This window comes from Devosia elaeis (assembly GCF_001650025.1).
GTDB lineage: Bacteria > Pseudomonadota > Alphaproteobacteria > Rhizobiales > Devosiaceae > Devosia > Devosia elaeis.
Genome location: NZ_LVVY01000086.1, coordinates 112,938 through 131,085, shown reverse-complemented (window position 1 = coordinate 131,085; position 18,148 = coordinate 112,938). Strand labels below are relative to the sequence as shown.

General features: G+C 64.7%; 19 protein-coding genes. 18 read left to right on the top strand and 1 reads right to left on the bottom strand.

Translation table 11 applies throughout. The features are described from left to right. Nucleotides 1-117 precede the first annotated feature (117 nt). From A3840_RS10815 to A3840_RS10785, 7 genes are all read left to right on the top strand, one after another. Complete coding sequence (locus A3840_RS10815; protein ID WP_067456138.1) at nt 118-1,356, top strand: sugar ABC transporter substrate-binding protein; 1,239 nt, start codon at nt 118-120, stop codon at nt 1,354-1,356. 71 nt (nt 1,357-1,427) lie between these two features. Beyond that, a complete protein-coding gene (locus A3840_RS10810; RefSeq protein ID WP_067456135.1) occupies nt 1,428-2,360 on the top strand; it encodes a carbohydrate ABC transporter permease in 933 nt (310 codons plus the stop codon). Continuing rightward, a complete protein-coding gene (locus tag A3840_RS10805) occupies nt 2,357-3,217 on the top strand; it encodes a carbohydrate ABC transporter permease (RefSeq protein ID WP_067456132.1) in 861 nt (286 codons plus the stop codon). The genes A3840_RS10810 and A3840_RS10805 overlap by 4 nt, the downstream gene beginning before the upstream one ends. A 3-nt stretch (nt 3,218-3,220) precedes the next feature. Beyond that, nucleotides 3,221-4,729 (top strand): argininosuccinate lyase, encoded by a 1,509-nt coding sequence (gene argH, locus A3840_RS10800; protein WP_067456129.1) that lies wholly within the window; start codon nt 3,221-3,223, stop codon nt 4,727-4,729. Then, a complete protein-coding gene (locus A3840_RS10795) occupies nt 4,729-5,796 on the top strand; it encodes an ABC transporter ATP-binding protein (RefSeq protein ID WP_067456126.1) in 1,068 nt (355 codons plus the stop codon). The genes argH and A3840_RS10795 overlap by 1 nt, the downstream gene beginning before the upstream one ends. Then, the gene (locus tag A3840_RS10790) at nt 5,793-6,689 is read left to right on the top strand and encodes a carbohydrate kinase family protein (protein WP_067456123.1); all 897 of its coding nucleotides are present in this window, start codon (nt 5,793-5,795) and stop codon (nt 6,687-6,689) included. The genes A3840_RS10795 and A3840_RS10790 overlap by 4 nt, the downstream gene beginning before the upstream one ends. A 35-nt stretch (nt 6,690-6,724) precedes the next feature. Next, on the top strand, nt 6,725-7,459 hold the full coding sequence (locus A3840_RS10785; RefSeq protein ID WP_067456120.1) for a glucosamine-6-phosphate deaminase: 735 nt from the start codon (nt 6,725-6,727) through the stop codon (nt 7,457-7,459). 7 nt (nt 7,460-7,466) lie between these two features. Here A3840_RS10785 and A3840_RS10780 read toward each other — a convergent pair whose 3' ends face one another. After that, a complete protein-coding gene (locus tag A3840_RS10780; protein ID WP_067456117.1) occupies nt 7,467-8,486 on the bottom strand; it encodes a LacI family DNA-binding transcriptional regulator in 1,020 nt (339 codons plus the stop codon). Between the two features lie 125 nt (nt 8,487-8,611). On the opposite strand from A3840_RS10780, the gene A3840_RS10775 reads away from it, so the two are divergent. From A3840_RS10775 to A3840_RS19705, 11 genes are all read left to right on the top strand, one after another. Then, nucleotides 8,612-9,571, top strand: coding sequence for a glycoside hydrolase family protein (locus A3840_RS10775; protein WP_067456114.1), 960 nt, complete (start codon nt 8,612-8,614; stop codon nt 9,569-9,571). Then, complete coding sequence (locus A3840_RS10770) at nt 9,568-10,719, top strand: serine hydrolase domain-containing protein (RefSeq protein WP_067456111.1); 1,152 nt, start codon at nt 9,568-9,570, stop codon at nt 10,717-10,719. The genes A3840_RS10775 and A3840_RS10770 overlap by 4 nt, the downstream gene beginning before the upstream one ends. A 109-nt stretch (nt 10,720-10,828) precedes the next feature. Next, nucleotides 10,829-12,133 carry an ABC transporter substrate-binding protein gene (locus tag A3840_RS10765; RefSeq protein ID WP_205633366.1) on the top strand — a complete coding sequence of 435 codons (1,305 nt, stop codon included), beginning with the start codon at nt 10,829-10,831 and terminating at the stop codon, nt 12,131-12,133. 119 nt (nt 12,134-12,252) lie between these two features. Further along, nucleotides 12,253-13,104 carry a carbohydrate ABC transporter permease gene (locus A3840_RS10760; RefSeq protein ID WP_067456108.1) on the top strand — a complete coding sequence of 284 codons (852 nt, stop codon included), beginning with the start codon at nt 12,253-12,255 and terminating at the stop codon, nt 13,102-13,104. After that, entirely contained in the window at nt 13,101-13,925 is an 825-nt protein-coding gene (locus A3840_RS10755; protein WP_067456105.1) for a carbohydrate ABC transporter permease, read from the top strand. The genes A3840_RS10760 and A3840_RS10755 overlap by 4 nt, the downstream gene beginning before the upstream one ends. A 15-nt stretch (nt 13,926-13,940) precedes the next feature. Continuing rightward, nucleotides 13,941-15,014, top strand: a complete 1,074-nt coding sequence (locus tag A3840_RS10750) for an ABC transporter ATP-binding protein (protein WP_067456101.1) — start codon at nt 13,941-13,943, stop codon at nt 15,012-15,014. A 93-nt stretch (nt 15,015-15,107) separates the two neighbouring features. Next, nucleotides 15,108-16,001 (top strand): SDR family oxidoreductase, encoded by an 894-nt coding sequence (locus A3840_RS10745; protein ID WP_067456382.1) that lies wholly within the window; start codon nt 15,108-15,110, stop codon nt 15,999-16,001. Nucleotides 16,002-16,013: 12 nt separating this feature from the next. Beyond that, nucleotides 16,014-16,274, top strand: a complete 261-nt coding sequence (locus A3840_RS10740) for a hypothetical protein (protein ID WP_067456098.1) — start codon at nt 16,014-16,016, stop codon at nt 16,272-16,274. Nucleotides 16,275-16,366: 92 nt separating this feature from the next. After that, nucleotides 16,367-17,011 carry a cysteine hydrolase family protein gene (locus A3840_RS10735; protein WP_425388847.1) on the top strand — a complete coding sequence of 215 codons (645 nt, stop codon included), beginning with the start codon at nt 16,367-16,369 and terminating at the stop codon, nt 17,009-17,011. Next, the gene (locus A3840_RS10730) at nt 17,008-17,997 is read left to right on the top strand and encodes a TIGR03885 family FMN-dependent LLM class oxidoreductase (protein ID WP_067456091.1); all 990 of its coding nucleotides are present in this window, start codon (nt 17,008-17,010) and stop codon (nt 17,995-17,997) included. The genes A3840_RS10735 and A3840_RS10730 overlap by 4 nt, the downstream gene beginning before the upstream one ends. Beyond that, entirely contained in the window at nt 17,978-18,148 is a 171-nt protein-coding gene (locus A3840_RS19705; RefSeq protein ID WP_165603167.1) for a hypothetical protein, read from the top strand. Before A3840_RS10730 ends, A3840_RS19705 begins: the two co-directional genes overlap by 20 nt.

The window sequence follows — 18,148 nt, the reverse complement described above, 5'->3', positions numbered from 1 at the left end:
ATTTTATTGACAAGCCGGTGTCGCATATCTCACGCTGAGGACGGATTGGCGGTCGTGCGCCTGTCTCGCACCAGAGATTGCCGTCGCAAAAAGGCGATGGCTCAAACGGAGGGATTAATGTTCACCAAGGCAAAGATGGCCGGGCTCGCAGCCGGCGTTAGCTTGTTGGCGCTGGGCTCCGCCCAGGCGGTGGAAATCGAATATTGGCAATATGTCTTCGACAGCCGCGTCCAGGCGATGGACAAGCTGATCGAGAATTTCGAGGCGGCCAACCCCGACATCACCGTCAAGCACACCACCTTCCCCTATGCCGATTACCAGACCCGCGTCGTCGCGGCCAAGGTTGCCGGCCAGGGCCCGGACGTGGTGCAGCTCTTCTACGGCTGGACCGACCAGTTCGTGAACGGCGGCCTGATCAAGCCGCTGGACCCGGCCGTGTTCCCGCATGAGGAAATCGAAGCCGACTTCTTCCCGATCGTGTCGGCGATGAAGCGTGGCGATGATTATTACGGCCTGCCGACCGCCGTGCGGTCGCTGGCGCTGTTCTACAACAAGGCCCTCTTCGAGGAAGCCGGCGTCGAGCCCCCCGATACGCTCGACGAGCTGCTGGCGGCCGCCGAAGCCACCACCAAGCGCGATGGCGGTGGCAATATCACCACGGCCGGCATCACGCTGGACATGGCTGGCCAGGACCACCATTGGTGGCGCGAAGACCTGGTGCGTCAGTTCGGTGGCGCGCCCTACGACGCCGACGGCAATGTCGCCTATGACGACGAGGCCGGTGCCGCTGCGCTGAAGTTCTATACGGATCTCCAGACCGAGCATAATGTCGGCCTGGTCGGCTTCATGGACGAGGGCCAGGCCGCATTCCGCGCCGGCATGGCGGCGATGACCATCGACGGCACGTTCCGTCTCGGCGCCTTCGCCAACAACCCGTTCGAATGGGGCGTTGTCGAGCTTCCGGCCAATGCCGACGGCCTGCGCTCGAACTATTCGAGCTATTTCGCCAATGCCATCGGCGCGACCGCCGAAGGTGAAGAGCTCGAAGCCGCCCAGAAGTTCCTTGCCTACATTTCCTCGCCGGAAGCGATGGAAATCTGGCTGGAAACCGTTGGCGAGCTGCCGGCCCGCCGCGACGTGGCTCTTACCGAGACCAACCTGGCCGACCCCATCCTCGGGCCGTTCCTCAAGGGCCTCGAATACGCGCATACTACCCAGTTCTATGATGAAGCTGCCCAGCGCCAGACCGCGATCGACATGGTCAATCGCGTCCTGCTCGAAGGCCAGTCCATCGAGGACTCGCTGGCCCAGGCCGCTCAGGCCGAACAGGCGATCATCGACGCCGGCCGCCAGTAAACCTAACGTCAAACAATCGGTCGGTGGCGGCGTCGTGCCGCCACCGGTCGTCTGCTTCCCAAGGAGCGATCATGGCGTCGGCAAACGCAACCTCCCCCGCAGGCCCGTCTCGCTTCTGGGATCGCCTGAATATCAGCACCAAGCGTGTGATCTGGGCCTGGGCCTTCCTGGCTCTCCCCATTCTCTTCTATACGGGTATCCGCTTTTATCCCACCTTCCAGGCCTTCTGGCTGTCCCTGACCAATTGGGACCTGCTGCGCCCGGCCCAGTTCATCGGCTTTGCGAACTACGAGAAGATGTTTGCCGATCCGATGTTCTGGAAAGTGTTCCAGAACACCTTCCTCTATCTCATCATCGGCACGCCGGTGAGCCTCGTGATCTCCTTCGTGATCGCCTATTACCTCGATCGCGTCCGCTTCATGCACGGCTTCATCCGCGCCCTTTATTTCCTGCCCTTCCTGACCACGGCGGCGGCCATGGGCTGGGTCTGGCGCTGGTTCTATCAGCCCGTGCCTATCGGGGTGATCAACGGTTTCCTCGCCTCCATCGGCATCGCCCAGCAGCCGTTCCTGCGCTCGGTCGATCAGGCTTTGATCTCGATCCTGATCCCGGCGATCTGGGCGGGCCTGGGCTTCCAGATCATCATCTTCATGGCCGGCCTGCGCGCCATCCCCAATACGTTCTACGAAGCGGCGCGCATCGACGGCCTCGGTGACGGGGCGATCCTGCGCAAGATCACCATTCCGCTGCTCAAGCCCACGACGGTCTTTCTGGTCGTGTTCTCCTCGATCGGCTTCCTGCGCATTTTCGATCAGGTCTACAACATGACCACCAATGATCCCGGCGGGCCGCTCAATTCGACCAAGCCGCTGGTGCTCATGATCTATCAGACCGCCTTTTCCTCGTACCAGATGGGCTACGCGGCCGCGCAGACCGTGGTGCTGTTCACCATCCTGCTCATCGTCTCGCTGCTCCAGCTCTATGTGCTGAGGGAAAAGAAATGACCGCCACCACGACCGCATCCACCGAATTGGCGGCCAATCGTCGCGATATCCGCCCCGGCCGCATCATCGCCTGGACCCTGCTGTTCATCGGCGGGCTGATCATGATCACCCCGCTGCTCTTCATGTTCTCGACCTCGCTCAAGACCTCGGGCCAGGTCTATGATCTGCGCCTCATCCCGGCGGCGCCGACGCTGGACAATTACGTCCGCGTGCTGAGCGATGGCCGCTTCATGCAGTGGTTCTTCAATTCCACCTTCATCGCGCTCACCGTCACGCTCTCCAATGTCTTCTTCGACAGCCTCGTCGGCTATACGCTGGCCAAGTTCGAGTTCCGGGGGCGCTATTTCATCTTCCTCGCCATTCTCTCGACCCTGATGATCCCCACCGAAATGCTGGTGATCCCCTGGTACCTGATGTCGAGCCAGCTCGGCTGGATCGATAGCTATTGGGGCATCATGTTCCCCGGCCTGATGACGGCCTTCGGCACTTTCCTCATGAAGCAGTTCTTCGAAGGCGTGCCCAACGACTTCCTGGAAGCGGCGCGGGTGGATGGACTCAACGAGTTCACCATCTGGTGGAAGATCGCTATGCCCATGGTGGTTCCGGCCATTTCGGCCTTGGCCATCTTCACCTTCCTGGGCAATTGGACCGCGTTCTTCTGGCCGCTGATCGTCACCACCTCCAAGGAGCTCTATACGCTGCCTGTGGGCATTTCGAGCTTCTCGGCTGAATCCTCCATCCAGTGGGAATTGATCATGACCGGCGCGGCGCTGGGCACCATTCCCACGCTTCTGGTCTTCCTGGCCCTGCAGCGCTTCATCGTGCGCGGCGTCATGCTGGCCGGCCTCAAGGGTTGATCCATGACCGATCCACGTCTGTCCGATAAGTCGGTCTTTCCCGACCCCGTCTATAAGCAAACCGTCCTGGCGCCATTGTTCGATGGCGCCAAGGACCACCATGTCGAAGGCTTCCGGGCCATCGATCGCGCGCATCTGGTGATGCTGGCCGAGACTGGCATTCTCGATGCAGCCCAGGCGCGCGATATCGCCAAGGCGCTCGACAGCATCGATGCCGAGATCGATCCGGCACAGCTCGTCTATACCGGTGAGGTGGAGGACTTCTTCTTCCTCATCGAAAAGGAGCTGAAAAAGCGCGTCGGCCCCGATCTGGGCGGACGCCTGCACACGGCGCGCTCCCGCAACGATATCGACCATACCCTGTTCAAGCTGGGCCTGCGCGAGCGGCTCAATGTGCTGATCGGTAAGGCTCTGGCCCTGCATACGGCGCTGATCGAAGCGGCTGAGCGGGAAAAGGACACGTTGATCGTCGCCTATACTCATGGCCAGCCGGCGCAGCCCACCACGTTCGGCCATTATCTCTCGGCCATCGTCGAATTCGTCGGCCGCGATATCGAGCGCCTGTTCGAGGCCTACAGGATCGTCGATCTCTCCCCCATGGGCGCGGCGGCGATCACCACCACCGGTTTCCCCACCGACCGGGCCCGCGTCGCCGAATTGCTCGGCTTTGCCGCGCCGCTGCAGAATTCCTATTCCTGCATTGCCGGGGTCGACTATATCACCGCGACCTATTCGGCCATCGAGCTGATGTTCCTCCATCTCGGCCGTCCGATCCAGGATTTCCAGGTCTGGACCAGCTTCGAGGTCGGGCAGATTTATGTGCCCAATGCGCTGGTGCAGATTTCCTCGATCATGCCGCAGAAGCGCAATCCGGTGCCGATCGAGCATCTTCGCCATCTGGCGAGCCAGACTTATGGGCGGGCGCAGGCCATGCTCACGGTGATGCACAATACGCCCTTCACCGACATGAACGACAGCGAGGGCGAGACCCAGTCCATGGGCTACCAGGCCTTTGACAGCGCCTATCGCGTGCTCGATCTGCTGGCGGCCCTGGTGGCGCAGATCCGTATCGATCCGGCGCGGGTGCGGGCTAATATCAGCCGCTCATGCATCACCATTACCGAGTTGGCCGACAGCCTGGTGCGCCGGGAAGGCCTGTCCTTCCGCGAGGGCCACGAAATCGCCGCCGCCGTTGCCAAGGTCGTGGTCGCCATGGGCGGCGATCTGGGCCGCGATGGCTACGCGCCCTTCGCCGATGCCTTCGAAAAGGCCACCGGCCGCAAGCCGGGTCTGGACCAGGCCAGTTTCGCCGAAATCGTCTCGCCCGAGTACTTCGTGGCCGTGCGCACCCGCTATGGCGGCCCGGCGCCCGAACCACTGGGCGCGGCCATTGCCGGCTACAGAAAAGACGCGGCCGATCTCGCCGCCCGACACGACAATCTGCTGCGCCGCCAGGCCGATGCCGCGCGCATGCTCAAAGAGCGTTTCGACGCATTGAAGGGGAAAGCCTGATGGCCAAGATCGAACTCCAGGGCCTGGTCAAGGCCTATGGCAATACCCGCGCCGTGCACGGCATCGACCTCACCATCGAGGATGGCGAATTCGTCGTTTTCGTCGGCCCCTCGGGCTGCGGCAAGTCCACCACTCTGCGCATGATCGCGGGCCTCGAGGATATTTCCGGCGGCGTGCTCAAGATCGGCGATGAGGTGGTCAACCAGCGCGAGCCCAAGCAGCGCAACATCGCCATGGTGTTCCAGAACTACGCCATCTATCCGCATATGACCGTGGGGCAGAATATCGGCTTCGGGCTTTACACGTCCAAGCTCTCCAAGGCCGAAAAGCAGAAGCGCATCGAAGAGACCGGCAAGATTCTCGGGCTCGAAAAGCTGCTGGATCGCCGTCCGGCCGCGCTTTCCGGCGGTCAGCGCCAGCGTGTCGCCATCGGCCGCGCCATGGTGCGCGACCCCGTGGCCTTCCTCTTCGATGAGCCGCTCTCCAATCTCGATGCGCAATTGCGCAGCCAGATGCGCATGGAGATCAAGAGCCTGCATCGCCGGCTGGGCACCACCATCGTCTATGTGACGCATGACCAGGTCGAGGCCATGACCATGGCCGACAAGATCGTGGTGATGCGCGAGGGCAATATCCTGCAGGTCGGCACGCCCACCGATCTCTACGAAAACCCGGTGGACGTGTTCACCGCCCGCTTCATCGGCAGCCCGTCCATGAACATGATGGAAGCCGATCTCACCGGTGGCAATCTGGCCATCGAGGGCGTGACGGTCTCAGGCCTCAGCCTGCCCACCCATGAGGGCAACGTCATTGTCGGCATCCGCCCGCACGATCTAGTGGTCGGCGAAGGCAATGGCGCCGGCCTCAGCGGTTCCGGATTGGTCGAGGCCGTCGAGCCGCTGGGTTCGGAAACCCTGGTCCATCTCATGCTCGGCAAGACGCTGGTGACGGCCACGGCACCCGGCCGCGTCGTTCCGGCCATCGGCAGCACGGTCGCGGTGCGGGCCGAAGCCGGCGCGCTCTACCTGTTCGACGCCGCCAGCGAAAAGGCTCTGGGTCGCGCATGAGGTCGTCACCATCCAAGGCCAGGGCTGTTCTCAGCCTTGGCCGCATCTATTGCGACCTGGTGTTCCGGGGCCTCGACGGCATGCCGCAATTGGGTCGTGAGCTCTTCGCGCGCGAATTTGCCATGACGCCGGGCGGCGGCGCCTTGATCACGGCGGCGCATCTGGCCGCGCGGGGCCGTCCCTCGGCATTGCTCGCCCGCTTCGGCACCGATTCCCTGTCGGCCGCACTGGCTGGCGAGATCGAGGCCCTGGGGCTCGACCTGCAATTTCTCGATCGGCACGAAACCGCCGGCCCGCAGCTCACCGTGGTCATGGTCAACGACAATGATCGCGCCTTCCTGTCCCGCCGGGCGGGGCATGCGCGACCGGCCAGCTTCGAGCGCGCTTTGGCCTGGCCCGAGGCGGGGCACCTGCATATCGCCGAATATGCCACGCTCCACGAAATGCGCGACGCCATCAGCGCGGCCAAGGCCAATGGCCTCACGGTGTCGCTCGATCCGAGCTGGGACGACGAGCTTATCCGCGATCCGATGTTCTTCGAGCGCACCGCCGGCACGGACATCTTCATGCCCAATATGGAAGAGGCCCATGCCCTGACCGGCGCCAGCGACCCGGAAGCGGCCTTGGCGATCCTGGCGCGCCATTTCCCCGTCGTCGCGCTCAAATGCGGCGCCGATGGCGCGCTTCTGGCCATGGATGGCACCATCACCGCCCGGCCGAGCCCCAAGGTCGATGTCGTGGACACGACCGGCGCGGGCGATGCCTTCAATGCCGGCTTCCTCGATGCCTGGCTGGATGGCGCGGGGCCCGATCAATGCCTTACCGCCGCCATCGGCGCCGGGTCGCGCTCCGTCCAGGCCTCCGGCGGCACCGGCAGTCTCGCCTCGGCATAATTCTCTCAAAAGGCGTCCGCGCCATTGCTATCGGTATGAACAAGCCAGATTTTCGTGTCTTCCCATCTCCTGCCGCAATCGCTGATGCCGTGGCAGCCTATCTCGCCGAGCGCCTGACCGCTCAGCCGGCCACCCGTCTTGGCCTGGCCACCGGCAATACTTTCGTGCCCATCTATGCGCGCCTGGTGGCGCGCTACCGGGCCGGCGGTTTTTCCTTCGTCCGGGCGGCCAGCTTCAATCTCGATGAATATGTCGGCCTGCCTGCCGGCCATCCCGCCTCGTTCCGGGCCTATATGCAGGCGCACCTGTTCGACCATGTCGATCTGCCGGCCGGAAAGGGCGCCCTGCCGGGCGTCGAGGGCGATATCGAAGCAGCCTGCCAGGCCTACGAAGCCGCGATCGGATCCGAGGGCGGTATCGACCTGCAAATGCTCGGCATCGGCCGCAATGGCCATATCGGGTTCAACGAACCCGGCTCGCCCTTCGATAGCCGCACCCGCCAGGTCGATCTGGCGCCCTCGACGCGGGAGGCCAATAAAGGCGATTTTCCTGCTGGGGAAGTGGTGCCGCCCACGGCGGTGACCATGGGCATCGGCACCATTCTCGAGGCCCGGGAGATCGTCCTCGTCGCCATCGGCGCCGCCAAGGCGGAGGCGCTGGACCGGGCCTTCCGGCAGGAGGCCAGCCCCGATTGCCCGGCTTCGGCCCTGCAGAGCCACGGCCGGGTCACCATTTTCTGCGATTCCGAAGCCGCCGGCGCGCTGGCCTGAAGGCCGTTCAGCGCGCCGCGCCGGGCAGCGAGCCCCGGATCAGCACGGGCATGTCCACCAGGGCCGGCCTGGGCGACGGCGCCAGCAGCAATTCGATGGCCTTGCGCCCCATGGCTTCGTGCGGCAGGCCGATCGTGGTCAGGCCGGGCCGCAGATAGGATGCGATCTCGTCATTGTCGAAGGAGACGAGGCCGACATCCTGGGGAATGCGCAATCCGGCCTCGGCCAAGGCCTGATAGGCGCCAAAGGCCAGCCGGTCGTTGAGGCAGAGCAGGGCGCGGGGCTTCTGCCGGGCCAGCAATTGGCGGGTCAGGTCATAGCCATAGCCCGGCTCCCAGTCCCAGGAACTCAGTTCCGCGGCGAAATCCAGCCCCGCTTCGGCCATGGCGTCGCGGATGCCGGCAAAGCGGCGGGAAATGGCTTCCGAGCGGAAGAGCCCGGCTTCCTCATTGGCATTGTGCCCCAGCAGCACGATCCCCTCGCCGATCCCGGCCCGTACCAGCAATTCGACGGCCATGCGGCCGCCTCTATATTCGTCGGGCAGGACGGAGACGGGAAAGCGCGCGCTCGTGCCGTTGAGCATGACCGTCGGAATGGTGATGGCGATATCGGGCACGAAGACTTCGCGGGCGCGCATGGCAGCGAAGATCAGCCCGTCCACCTGGCGGTCCAGGGCCGCCTCGACCGCCTGGATTTCGCGCGCCGGCTCGCCCCCGGTTTCCAGCACCAGCATGACATGCTTGGCGGCTTCCGCGCCGGCCAGCGCCCCGCGAATGAGCCCGCTGGCGAAGCGGGTGGTGGCGACATAGTCGGAGATGAAGGCGATGGAGCGCGACTTGTCCGTCCGCAGCGCCCGCGCCGCCACATTGGGGCGATAGCCCAGGCTGGCGGCGGCCGCATGCACCTTGGCATGGGCATCGGCGGAAAGGCGGGTATCGGGCCTGCCGGTCAGGATCATGGAGGCGGCGGCGGTCGAGAGGCCCGCCAGGCGCGCGACATCGGCCAAGGTAACGCGTTTCTTTGCCAAGCGATCGTGCCCCCTCTGGCATGCGCTGCACCGCCATGCCCCTTCGATTGGATAGAGATGCAAGTCCGGCTTGACAACAGCCCTGCCGCATTGCATGTGCTAAATGGTTTTAGCAGGGGTGGGAAATGGCTTTCAAGCGTCCCGATCACTGGGTTTGGGATTTCTGGCTCGCCGATGACGGCGAGCGCTTCCACCTGTTCTATCTGCATGCGCCCAAATCGCTGGGCAATCCCGATCTGCGGCATCGCAATGCCCGGATCGGCCATGCCACCTCCACCGATCTCGGCGACTGGACCGATCATGGCCTCGCCTTCGATGCCGGCGCGCCGGGCACGTTCGATGGCAGCGCCACCTGGACCGGCAGCGTCATTCGCGACGATGCCGGCCTGTGGCGGATGTTCTATACCGGCTCGCGCTTCCTCGCGCCCGACAGCGCCGCCAATGTCGAAACCATTGGCCTCGCCACCTCGCCCGATCTGTTCACCTGGACCAAGGCCAACGGCCCGGTCTGCGCGGCCGATCCGGCGCTTTACGAAATTCTGGGCACGTCGAGTTGGCCCGAAGAAGCCTGGCGCGATCCCTGGGTTTTCCGCGATGAGGCCGACGGCCTCTGGCACATGCTGATCACCGCTCGCGGCAAGCACGGCGCCGAGCCCGATCGCGGCGTCATGGGCCATGCCACCTCGCCCGATCTCGATGTCTGGACGGTGCAGCCCGCGCTCAGCGCGGCGGGCTCGGGCTTTGCCCATCTCGAAGTGTTCCAGCTCGTCGAAGTCGATGGCCAGAACCACATGGTTTTCTGCTGCGATACGCCAAAGCTGTGCGGGTTGCGGGCAGGGCAGGTGGGTGGCATCTGGAGCCTGCCGGTCGGGGCAATGCCCGGGCAGGTCGACTTTTCCCAAGCCCGGCTTCTCGTCGATGAAAGGCTCTATGCCGGCCGCGTCGTCACCGACCGGCAGGGCCGGGCCTGCCTTCTGGCTTTCGACAATTCCACCATCGACGGCCAGTTCATGGGCGGCATTTGCGATCCCATCCCATTGCGCGTCGATGCCGACGGCTATCTTTCGGTAAAGGTGCGGCCATGACCATCAATGGATCGGTAAAACCCGGTTTCGAGCCGCTGGCCATCGCGTTCGAGCGCGCTTTCAAGAGACGTCCGGCCATGGGGGCGAGCCTGCATGTCCTGGTTGGCGGCGAATGTGTCGCCGATCTCTGGGGCGGTGTCGCCGATGCGCGCAATGGCCGAGCCTGGGTCAAGGACACGCCGACCACGATCTTCTCCTGCACCAAGGGGCTGGTCTCCATTCTCGCCGCGCGCCTCGTGCAGGAAGGCCGGCTCGATTATGACGCGCCGGTCAGCCGCTATTGGCCCGAATTCGCCGCCGCCGGCAAGGACGGGGTGACTGTGGGGCAGGCGCTGGCGCATCAGGCCGGCCTGTCGGCCCCGCGCACCGATCTCAGCGAAGACGATATCGTCGATTGGGATCGGGTCACCGCGATCCTGGCCGCGCAGGAACCGCTCTGGCCGCTCGGCACGGGCTATCAATATCACGCGCTGACCCATGGCTGGCTCGCCGGCGAAATCATCCGTCGGGTCACCGGCATGTCGGTCGGCGCCTATTTCCGCGAGCTGATCACCGCGCCGCTGGGCGTCGATGCCTGGATCGGCCTGCCCGATGCGCTCGCCGACAAGCCCGCTCATATCCAGGTCAGTCAGCCCCTGATCGATCTCTGGGCCGCTGAAGCAGGAAAGCCCGGGCCGAACTGGCCATACAAGGCCATGACGCTTGGCAATGCCCTGCCGGTCGATCTGGTCAGCGAGCAAGGCGGCTTCAACAAGCAGCGCATCCGCGCCGCCGAAATTCCTGGTGCCGGCGGCATTGCCAGTGCCGAGGCGCTGGCGACCATCTGGTCGGCCGCGGTGACGCCGACACGCGGCGTCAGGCTGCTCGATACTCCGGTCATCGCCGAGGCAACGCGGACGCAGAGCCAGGGTGTCGCGGTCTTTGGCGGCGATCCGCCCTATTCCCGCTGGGGCTATGGCTTCCAGCTCGATTCCGAGGCCCGGCGCTATCTGGCCGATGGCTGTTTCGGACATGACGGCGCAGGCGGTCAGGTCGGCTTCGCCGATCCCGCGCGCCAGATCGGTTTCGGCTTCGTCACCAATTGGATGATGGGGCCGGAAGATGAGCGCGCGACCGGGATCATCTCGGCCCTGCGCTCGATCGTCTAAGTCGCCGCTCATGGGCAGAAAGGCCATATTGACAGCGCCTTTTGCTCATGCGCTAAATCCATTTAGCAGGCGGAAATATCCGCTGCTTTTCGCCCTGGAGGAGGTCGTCTTGAGAAATCAGTCCCGCCACGCACTTCGTATCGCCGCTCTTACCCTTTCGGTCGCGGCAACCGCCGGCACCGCCCTTGCAGCCCCCAGCTGCGGCACCGACCCGGTCGTGCTCAATTCCTATTTCGAAACCGGCTTCCCGCTGCCCACGCGCCTGGCCGAGGAATTCACCCGGCAATTCCCCAATGTCACCTTCGACATCAAGGAAGACCAGTTCGCCAATATGATGGAGAATTCCCCGCGCATCCTGTCCGAGCCCAATGCGCCGGACCTGATCCGCGTCCCCTCCATCACCGACCTGGTGGCCAATAACCTGCTGCGCAATCTCGACGCCGATTTCGACGCCCTTGGCTGGGACCAGTTCCCGGCCGGCCAGCTCGTGCAGCTGCGCGTCGAAGAAGGCGGCCGCCCGCGCGGCACCGGTTCGCTCTATGGCATGGGCATCAATTACTCGATGACCGGCGTGTTCTATAACAAGGAACTGGCCGCCCAGATCGGCATGACCGAAGCGCCCAAAAGCGTGGCCGAGCTCGATGCGCTGATGGCCAAGGCCAAGGAAGCCGGCATCCTGCCGGTCATGCAGTGGAATAAGGGCACCGGCGGCTTCGCCTTCCCGCTCCAGAATCTGATGGGCGCCTATGGCGCACCCGAGCCGATCAACGACTGGATTTTCCAGAAGGACGGCGCCACCATCAATACCGCGGACAATCTCAAGGCCGCCGAACATCTCGAAGGCTGGATCAAGGCGGGCTATTTCCCCTCCGACGCCAATGCCATCGAATATTTCCAGATGATGAGCCGCTTCATGGGCGGTGAAGGCCTGTTCATGTTCAACGGCGATTGGGAATCGGGCAATCTCGATACCAATGCCAAGGACAAGTTCGGCTTCTTCATCATGCCGAGCCTGGAAGAGGGCGGCCGCCATGCCTCCATGTCTTCCCCGCTCACCTTCGGCATCAGCGCCAATGCCGCCAATCCCGAATGCGCTGCCTTCTTCCTCGATTGGGTCGCCCGCAACGAAGAAGCCCGCAAGATCAACGTTGAAGTCGGCGGGTCCAATCCCGGCGGCCCGACCGATCTGCCCATGCCCGCTGTCGAGCCCGGCTCGGTGACCGAGCAGTCGCTGGCGGCCGGCGCGACCCTGGCGCAGGACAATGGCGCCATGGACTTCATCGCCAATGCCACCGGCGCCATCTTCGCCGCGGGCTGGACGCCGGAATTGCAGAAAATGGTCGGCGGCCAGCAGAACGCTGGGGGCTTGCTCGAAGCGGTGCAGCGCGAATACGAGACCCAGCTCAGCCGGTGAGGCTCTCGCTCCGCTGCGCGCCTGTCATCTGAGTGATGGTGAAAAACATGACCTCGACTTCAGCCGCGCAGCGGCCACAAAAACGGCTCCCCCCGGCAAGGGGGAGCCGCAAGGCCCGATTGACGGCCTGGCTCTTCATCGCCCCCGCCGCCATCGCCTATGCCGCCTTCGTGCTCGTGCCCCTGGCGATGAGCTTCTACTATTCCTTCCTCCGCTGGGACGGCATCGGCGAGGCCCGTTTCCATGGGCTCACCAATTATCTCACCGTGCTGACCGATCCCAAGCTGTTGCAGATCATCGGTAACGCCTTCCAGCTCGTGGGCTATTTCACCATCATTCCCGTGTTGCTGGGGCTCGCCGTGGCCTCGGTCATTCGCGGCCACATGGCCGGCCCCTTCGGCACCGCCACCCGCACCATCCTCTTCCTGCCTCAGGTCATTCCGCTGGTGGCCGCCGGCATCGCCTGGAGCTGGATGTTTGCCTCGACCGGCGTGGTCAATCAGGGCCTGCGCGCCATCGGCATGTCCGATTGGGCCCGCGGCTGGCTGGGTGATTTCGTCTGGGCCTTGCCCGCCGTCGGTATTATCGGGGCCTGGGTGCTGCTCGGCCTCTGCACCATGCTGCTGGTCACCGGCATCACCAAGATCGATCCCAGCCTTTACGAAGCTGCCCGGCTCGACGGCGCCCGTCCCTGGCATGAATTCCGCTACATTACCCTGCCGGGCCTGCGCCAGGAGATCGCCGTCTGCGTGACGCTCACCGTCATCTCGGCCCTGGCCAGTTTCGATATCGTCTACATCTCCACCCTTGGCGGACCGGGCATCACCACCACGGTGCCGGGGCTCGAGATTTATCGCCTCGCCTTCGCCCATCGCCAGGTCGGCCTGGCCTCGGCGCTCGCCATCGTCCTCATGGTGCTGGTGCTGATCTCCATCGCGCCGATCCAGTGGTTCGCCCGGGAAAAGAAATGAAGACCGCCCTCTCCAACACGCTGGTGGCGCGCGGCCTGATCATCCTTCTGATGATCGTCACGCTTCTGCCCTTCATCGCCATGTTCTCCGCCGCGCTCGCGCCGCAGGGCACCTATCCCAATGGCTTGCAATGGCCGGCCGATCCGCAATGGGGCAATTTCGTCCGCGCCTTCGAGGTCTCGAAGATGGACCAGCTCCTGCTCTCCAGCACGCTGATCGTGCTCGGCGTGGTGCCCATTTCGGTGCTGATCGCCACCATGGCCGGCTATGGCCTGGCCAAGCTCACCACCAACAAATACAAATGGCTCTATCTCGCCTTCGTCTTCGGCCTGACCCTGCCGTTTGAGGCGGTGATCACGCCGCTCTATTATGAAGTGCGGGCACTGGGCCTGCTCAATACGCGCTTTGCGATCATTCTGCCGCTGATCGGGCTCTACATGCCCTTCGGCGTCTATTGGATGCGCGCCCATTTCCTCAACGTGCCGCATGACCTCACCGAGGCGGCCCAGCTCGATGGCGCCACGCGCTGGAAGGAATTCTGGCTGGTGCAGGTGCCGCTGGCGCGCCCGGCCATCATGAGCCTCACCATCCTGCTGTTCCTCTGGACCTGGAACCAGTTCCTGCTTCCGGTGGTCCTGGTGCAGGACCCCATGCAGCGCACCATGGCCGGCGCGCTCGGCGCCTTCCAGGGCCAATGGGGCACCGACATTCCGTTGCTCTGCGCGGGGGCGCTGCTGATCCTGGCGCCCACCATCGTGCTTTTCCTCATGTTCCAGCGCCAATTCGTCGCCGCCCTGATGCAGGGCGCGGTGAAGGGCTAGCAAGGAGTTTCGATCATGGCAGGATTGACCCTGCGTTCCGTCCGCAAGAATTACGGCGAAGTGCCCGTCATCAAGGGTGTCGATCTCGATATCGCCCATGGCGAATTCGTGGTCTTTGTCGGCCCCTCGGGCTGCGGCAAGTCCACCCTGCTGCGCATGATCGCCGGGCTCGAGGACATCAGTGATGGCCAGATCGGCATCGGCGACCGCGTGGTCAACGATGTCGAGCCGCGCGACCGGGGCGTCGCCATGGTGTTCCAGTCCTATGCGCTCTATCCGCATATGAGCGTCTACGACAATGTCGGCTTCGGGTTGAAGCTGGCCGGCACGCCCAGGGATATCCGCGACCGGAAAATCCGCGAGGCCGCCAAGGTGTTGCAGATGGAGCATCTGCTCGACCGCCGCCCGGCCCAGCTTTCCGGCGGCCAGCGCCAGCGCGTCGCTATCGGCAGGGCCATCGTGCGCCAGCCGGACGTCTTCCTGTTCGATGAACCGCTCTCCAATCTCGACGCAGCGCTGCGCGGCGACATGCGCATGGAGCTGGCGCGGCTGCACCGCGATCTCGATGCCACCATGATCTATGTTACCCATGACCAGGTGGAAGCCATGACCCTGGCCGACAAGATCGTGGTGCTCGATGCCGGCATCGTCCAGCAGGTGGGCAGCCCGCTCGACCTCTATAACCGGCCGGCCAATCTCTTTGTCGCCGGCTTTATCGGCGCACCGAAGATGAACTTGGTCTCCGCCAGGGTCGCGGCCGTTGATGACAGTGGCCTGACTCTCGCCTCGGACGCCCTGGCCGCGCCCGTCGTCCTGCCGGGCGGCATCGCGGCGGCCAATGGCGACGGCGTCACCCTCGGCATTCGCCCGCACGATCTCCAGGTGGAAAGCAATGGTCCCTTCCGCGGCCAGGTGCAGCTCGTCGAGCGGCTGGGCAATGAAACCATCATCCGCATCGCCCTGTCCGATGGCGTCGAGATCACCGCCGCCTTGCCGGGGCAGGGGGCCTTTGCGATAGGCTCGACCATCGCGCTCGGCCTCCGCCCCGAGGCTGCCCATATCTTTGACGCGTCGGGCATGCGGCTTTAAGGCGCCGCGCTCCGGCGCGGCGCAAGCGTGAGCGATCCGGTCGGAACACTTTGCGTCCCATAGGCATTGGCCTTCCATCTCAAGGAGGCCGATATGCCAGACCGTTTCACCATGCAGGACCCGCGCCATCAATATCCGGCGCCCCCCTTTCCGCGCCAGCCGCAATCCCCGCCCGGCATTGTCGGCAAGATGGAGCCGCCGCCCGACCACGGCGAGGAAAGCTATGCCGGCTTCGGCCGCCTCATGGGCCGCAAGGCGCTGATCACCGGCGGCGATTCCGGCATCGGCCGGGCGGCCGCCATCGCCTTTGCCCGCGAGGGCGCCGATGTGGCCATCGGTTTCCTGCCCTCCGAAATCGACGACGCCAACGAGGTGATCGGCTATATCGAGCGGGCCGGCACCAAGGCGGTGGCCCTGCCGGGCGACGTGTCGGACGAGGCCACTTGCAAGCGCATCGTGGAAGAGGCCGTGGCCCAATTGGGCGGCCTCGATATCCTCGTCGTCAATGCCGCGCGCCAGCAGGCCCGGGAATCGGTGGATGCGGTCAGCAGCGCCGACTTCGACAAGACCATGAAGACCAATCTCTATGCGCTGCATTGGCTGAGCCAGGCGGCGGTGCCGCATCTGCCGCCGGGCGCCTCGGTCATCAACACCGCCTCGATCCAGGCCTATGAACCCTCTGCGCACCTGCTCGACTACGCCACCACCAAGGCCGGCATCGTCGCCTATACCAAGGCGCTGGCCGAGCAGCTCATCGAAAAGGGCATCCGCGTCAACGCGGTGGCGCCCGGACCCTTCTGGACCGTGCTGCAACCCAGCGGCGGACAATTCCCCGAAAAGGTCGAGACGTTCGGCCAGAACAGCGCCTTCGGCCGGCCGGGCCAGCCGGTAGAGCTGGCGCCGATCTATGTGCTGCTGGCCTCCCAGGAGGGCAGCTACATCACCGGCGAAGTCTTCGGCGTCACCGGCGGCAAGGGCATTGCCTAGAGGAGCATCATCATGAGCAAGCAGATCAATGGGGAACAATTGCGCGCCGACATTGATGCAGGCCGGACCGGGGACAAGGTCGCCTTCCCCGATCCGGCTGCGGCGCCTCTCGAAACCGATGCCGAGGCCGGCGGCGCGGCCAGCCGCTATTACGCCGAGCGAAGGGATATCCCGGTCGAAAACCGGGGCCGCTGGGACGGCCTGTGGCTCTATGGCGCGGCCATAGCCGGGCTCGCCATCGTCGCCATACTCATCGTGCGGCTGGCGGTCTGACCTCCTTATCCTGGGTTATCGAAATGACGATCGCGCAACTTCGGCAGGAAAAACCGGTTGGAGGTGCGAATTCCGGGCCCGATTCCCGATTGATGACGCTGCAAGAGCGGATCGGGCCCGGAATTCGTCCACACAGGTCGGGGACATTCATGAAGCATGGCGCTCATCTCTGCGTGGATATGCAAACCATGTTCGCCACCGATACCGAATGGGCCGCGCCCTGGATGTCGCGCGTCCTGCCGGCCATCGCGGCGCTGAGCGAGAAATATGCCGCCTCCACCATCTTCACCCGTTTCGTGCCGGCGCTCCGGCCCGAGGCGGCAGCGGGCGGCTGGCAGCGCTATTACCAGCGCTGGCCCAATATGACGCTGGAGCGGCTGCATCCCGAGCTTCTCGACATCGTGCCGGAGCTGCGCCGCCATATGCCGCCGGCGGTGCAGTTCGACAAGCACACCTATTCTCCCTGGCATGGCGGACATCTGCACCGCGCCCTGCAGGCGCGCGGCGCCCGTACCCTGCTGATCAGCGGCGGAGAGACCGATATCTGCGTGCTCGCCACCATGCTGGGCGCCATCGATCTGGGCTATCGCGTCGTCTTGGCTGAGGATGCCCTGTTCGGCTCGGCCGACGAAACGCACGACGCCATCCTCACCGTCTATCGCAACCGCTTCGGTCAGCAGCTCACCATGTGCCGCGCCGAGGACGTGCTTCATCATTGGGAGGATCTGGCGGCATGACCCTTCTGGGCTATCACGCGGCGCATGAGCAATTTCCGCCCGGCCACCTGCTGGATTGCGTCGTCGCCGCCGAGCGGGCCGGCTTCGCCCTGGCCAATTGCTCGGATCATTTCCATCCCTGGAGCGCCGCGCAGGGCCAATCGGGCCAGAGCTGGCCGTGGCTCGGCGCCGCCATGCAGACTACCAGCCTGCCCTTCGGCGTGGTCTCGGCGCCGGGCTATCGCTATCATCCGGCAATTCTGGCGCAGGCCGTGGCCACATTGGGCGAAATGTTTCCCGGCCGCTTCTGCATCGCGCTCGGCAGCGGCGAAGCCATCAATGAAGGCATTACCGGCCAGGCCTGGCCGGACAAGCCGGAACGCAATGCGCGCCTGGCCGAATGCGCCGCGATCATCCGGGCACTGTTGGCCGGCGAAACCGTCACCCATCGGGGCCGGGTGGAGGTGGTGGAGGCCAGGCTCTATACCCGTCCGGCGCAACCGGTCCCGCTCTTTGCCGCGGCGGTTACGCCCGAAAGCGCGGCTGAGGTCGCCGCCTGGGCGGATGGGCTGCTGACCACGACCGGCCCCATCGACAGGATCGCGGCCACCATCGCCGCTTTCCGGGACAATGGCGGCGCCGGCAAGCCGGTGCAGCTTCAGCATTGCCTGAGCTGGGCGGCAACGCAGGAGGTGGCGGAGCGGGAAGCGCTGGACCAGTGGTTTACCGGCGCCATTGGCGGAGACGCCGCCTGGCAATTGCGCAGCCCGCAGCAATTCGATGCGCTGCGCCCCATCGTCAGCGCCGATTCATTGAAGGATGCCGTCGTCATGTCCGCCGATCTGCATCGCCATGCCGCCGCGATCGCCGAACTCATGCGGCTCGACGTGGAGGCGATCTACCTCCATTGCGTCGCCCGCGACCAGCACGCCTTCATCCAGGCCTTCGGCGAAACGGTCCTGCCGCAATTGACCACAGGAGCAAGCCATGCCCGACCAACCCCGTGATCCGCATCCCGACAACGAGGAGCATTACCGCCAGCAGCGCCGTCCCGGCGGTGCCGAGCCCGGGCCGCGTCATCAGGACAGCAACGATGCCGCCCATGACGGCAAGGCCCCGCCCAAGCCGCGCAATGTGGAGAGCGAAGGGCAGGGCTGA

Excerpts from the sequence above, each read along its gene's own strand:
- A3840_RS10745 (WP_067456382.1), top strand. The coding sequence starts at position 15,108 with ATGCCAGACCGTTTCACCATGCAGGACCCGCGCCATCAATATCCGGCG.
- A3840_RS10740 (WP_067456098.1), top strand. The coding sequence starts at position 16,014 with ATGAGCAAGCAGATCAATGGGGAACAATTGCGCGCCGACATTGATGCA.
- A3840_RS10815 (WP_067456138.1), top strand. The coding sequence starts at position 118 with ATGTTCACCAAGGCAAAGATGGCCGGGCTCGCAGCCGGCGTTAGCTTG.
- A3840_RS10735 (WP_425388847.1), top strand. The coding sequence starts at position 16,367 with ATGACGCTGCAAGAGCGGATCGGGCCCGGAATTCGTCCACACAGGTCG.
- A3840_RS19705 (WP_165603167.1), top strand. The coding sequence starts at position 17,978 with ATGCCCGACCAACCCCGTGATCCGCATCCCGACAACGAGGAGCATTAC.
- A3840_RS10805 (WP_067456132.1), top strand. The coding sequence starts at position 2,357 with ATGACCGCCACCACGACCGCATCCACCGAATTGGCGGCCAATCGTCGC.
- A3840_RS10770 (WP_067456111.1), top strand. The coding sequence starts at position 9,568 with ATGACCATCAATGGATCGGTAAAACCCGGTTTCGAGCCGCTGGCCATC.
- A3840_RS10795 (WP_067456126.1), top strand. The coding sequence starts at position 4,729 with ATGGCCAAGATCGAACTCCAGGGCCTGGTCAAGGCCTATGGCAATACC.
- argH (WP_067456129.1), top strand. The coding sequence starts at position 3,221 with ATGACCGATCCACGTCTGTCCGATAAGTCGGTCTTTCCCGACCCCGTC.
- A3840_RS10755 (WP_067456105.1), top strand. The coding sequence starts at position 13,101 with ATGAAGACCGCCCTCTCCAACACGCTGGTGGCGCGCGGCCTGATCATC.
- A3840_RS10790 (WP_067456123.1), top strand. The coding sequence starts at position 5,793 with ATGAGGTCGTCACCATCCAAGGCCAGGGCTGTTCTCAGCCTTGGCCGC.
- A3840_RS10750 (WP_067456101.1), top strand. The coding sequence starts at position 13,941 with ATGGCAGGATTGACCCTGCGTTCCGTCCGCAAGAATTACGGCGAAGTG.
- A3840_RS10730 (WP_067456091.1), top strand. The coding sequence starts at position 17,008 with ATGACCCTTCTGGGCTATCACGCGGCGCATGAGCAATTTCCGCCCGGC.
- A3840_RS10785 (WP_067456120.1), top strand. The coding sequence starts at position 6,725 with ATGAACAAGCCAGATTTTCGTGTCTTCCCATCTCCTGCCGCAATCGCT.
- A3840_RS10775 (WP_067456114.1), top strand. The coding sequence starts at position 8,612 with ATGGCTTTCAAGCGTCCCGATCACTGGGTTTGGGATTTCTGGCTCGCC.
- A3840_RS10810 (WP_067456135.1), top strand. The coding sequence starts at position 1,428 with ATGGCGTCGGCAAACGCAACCTCCCCCGCAGGCCCGTCTCGCTTCTGG.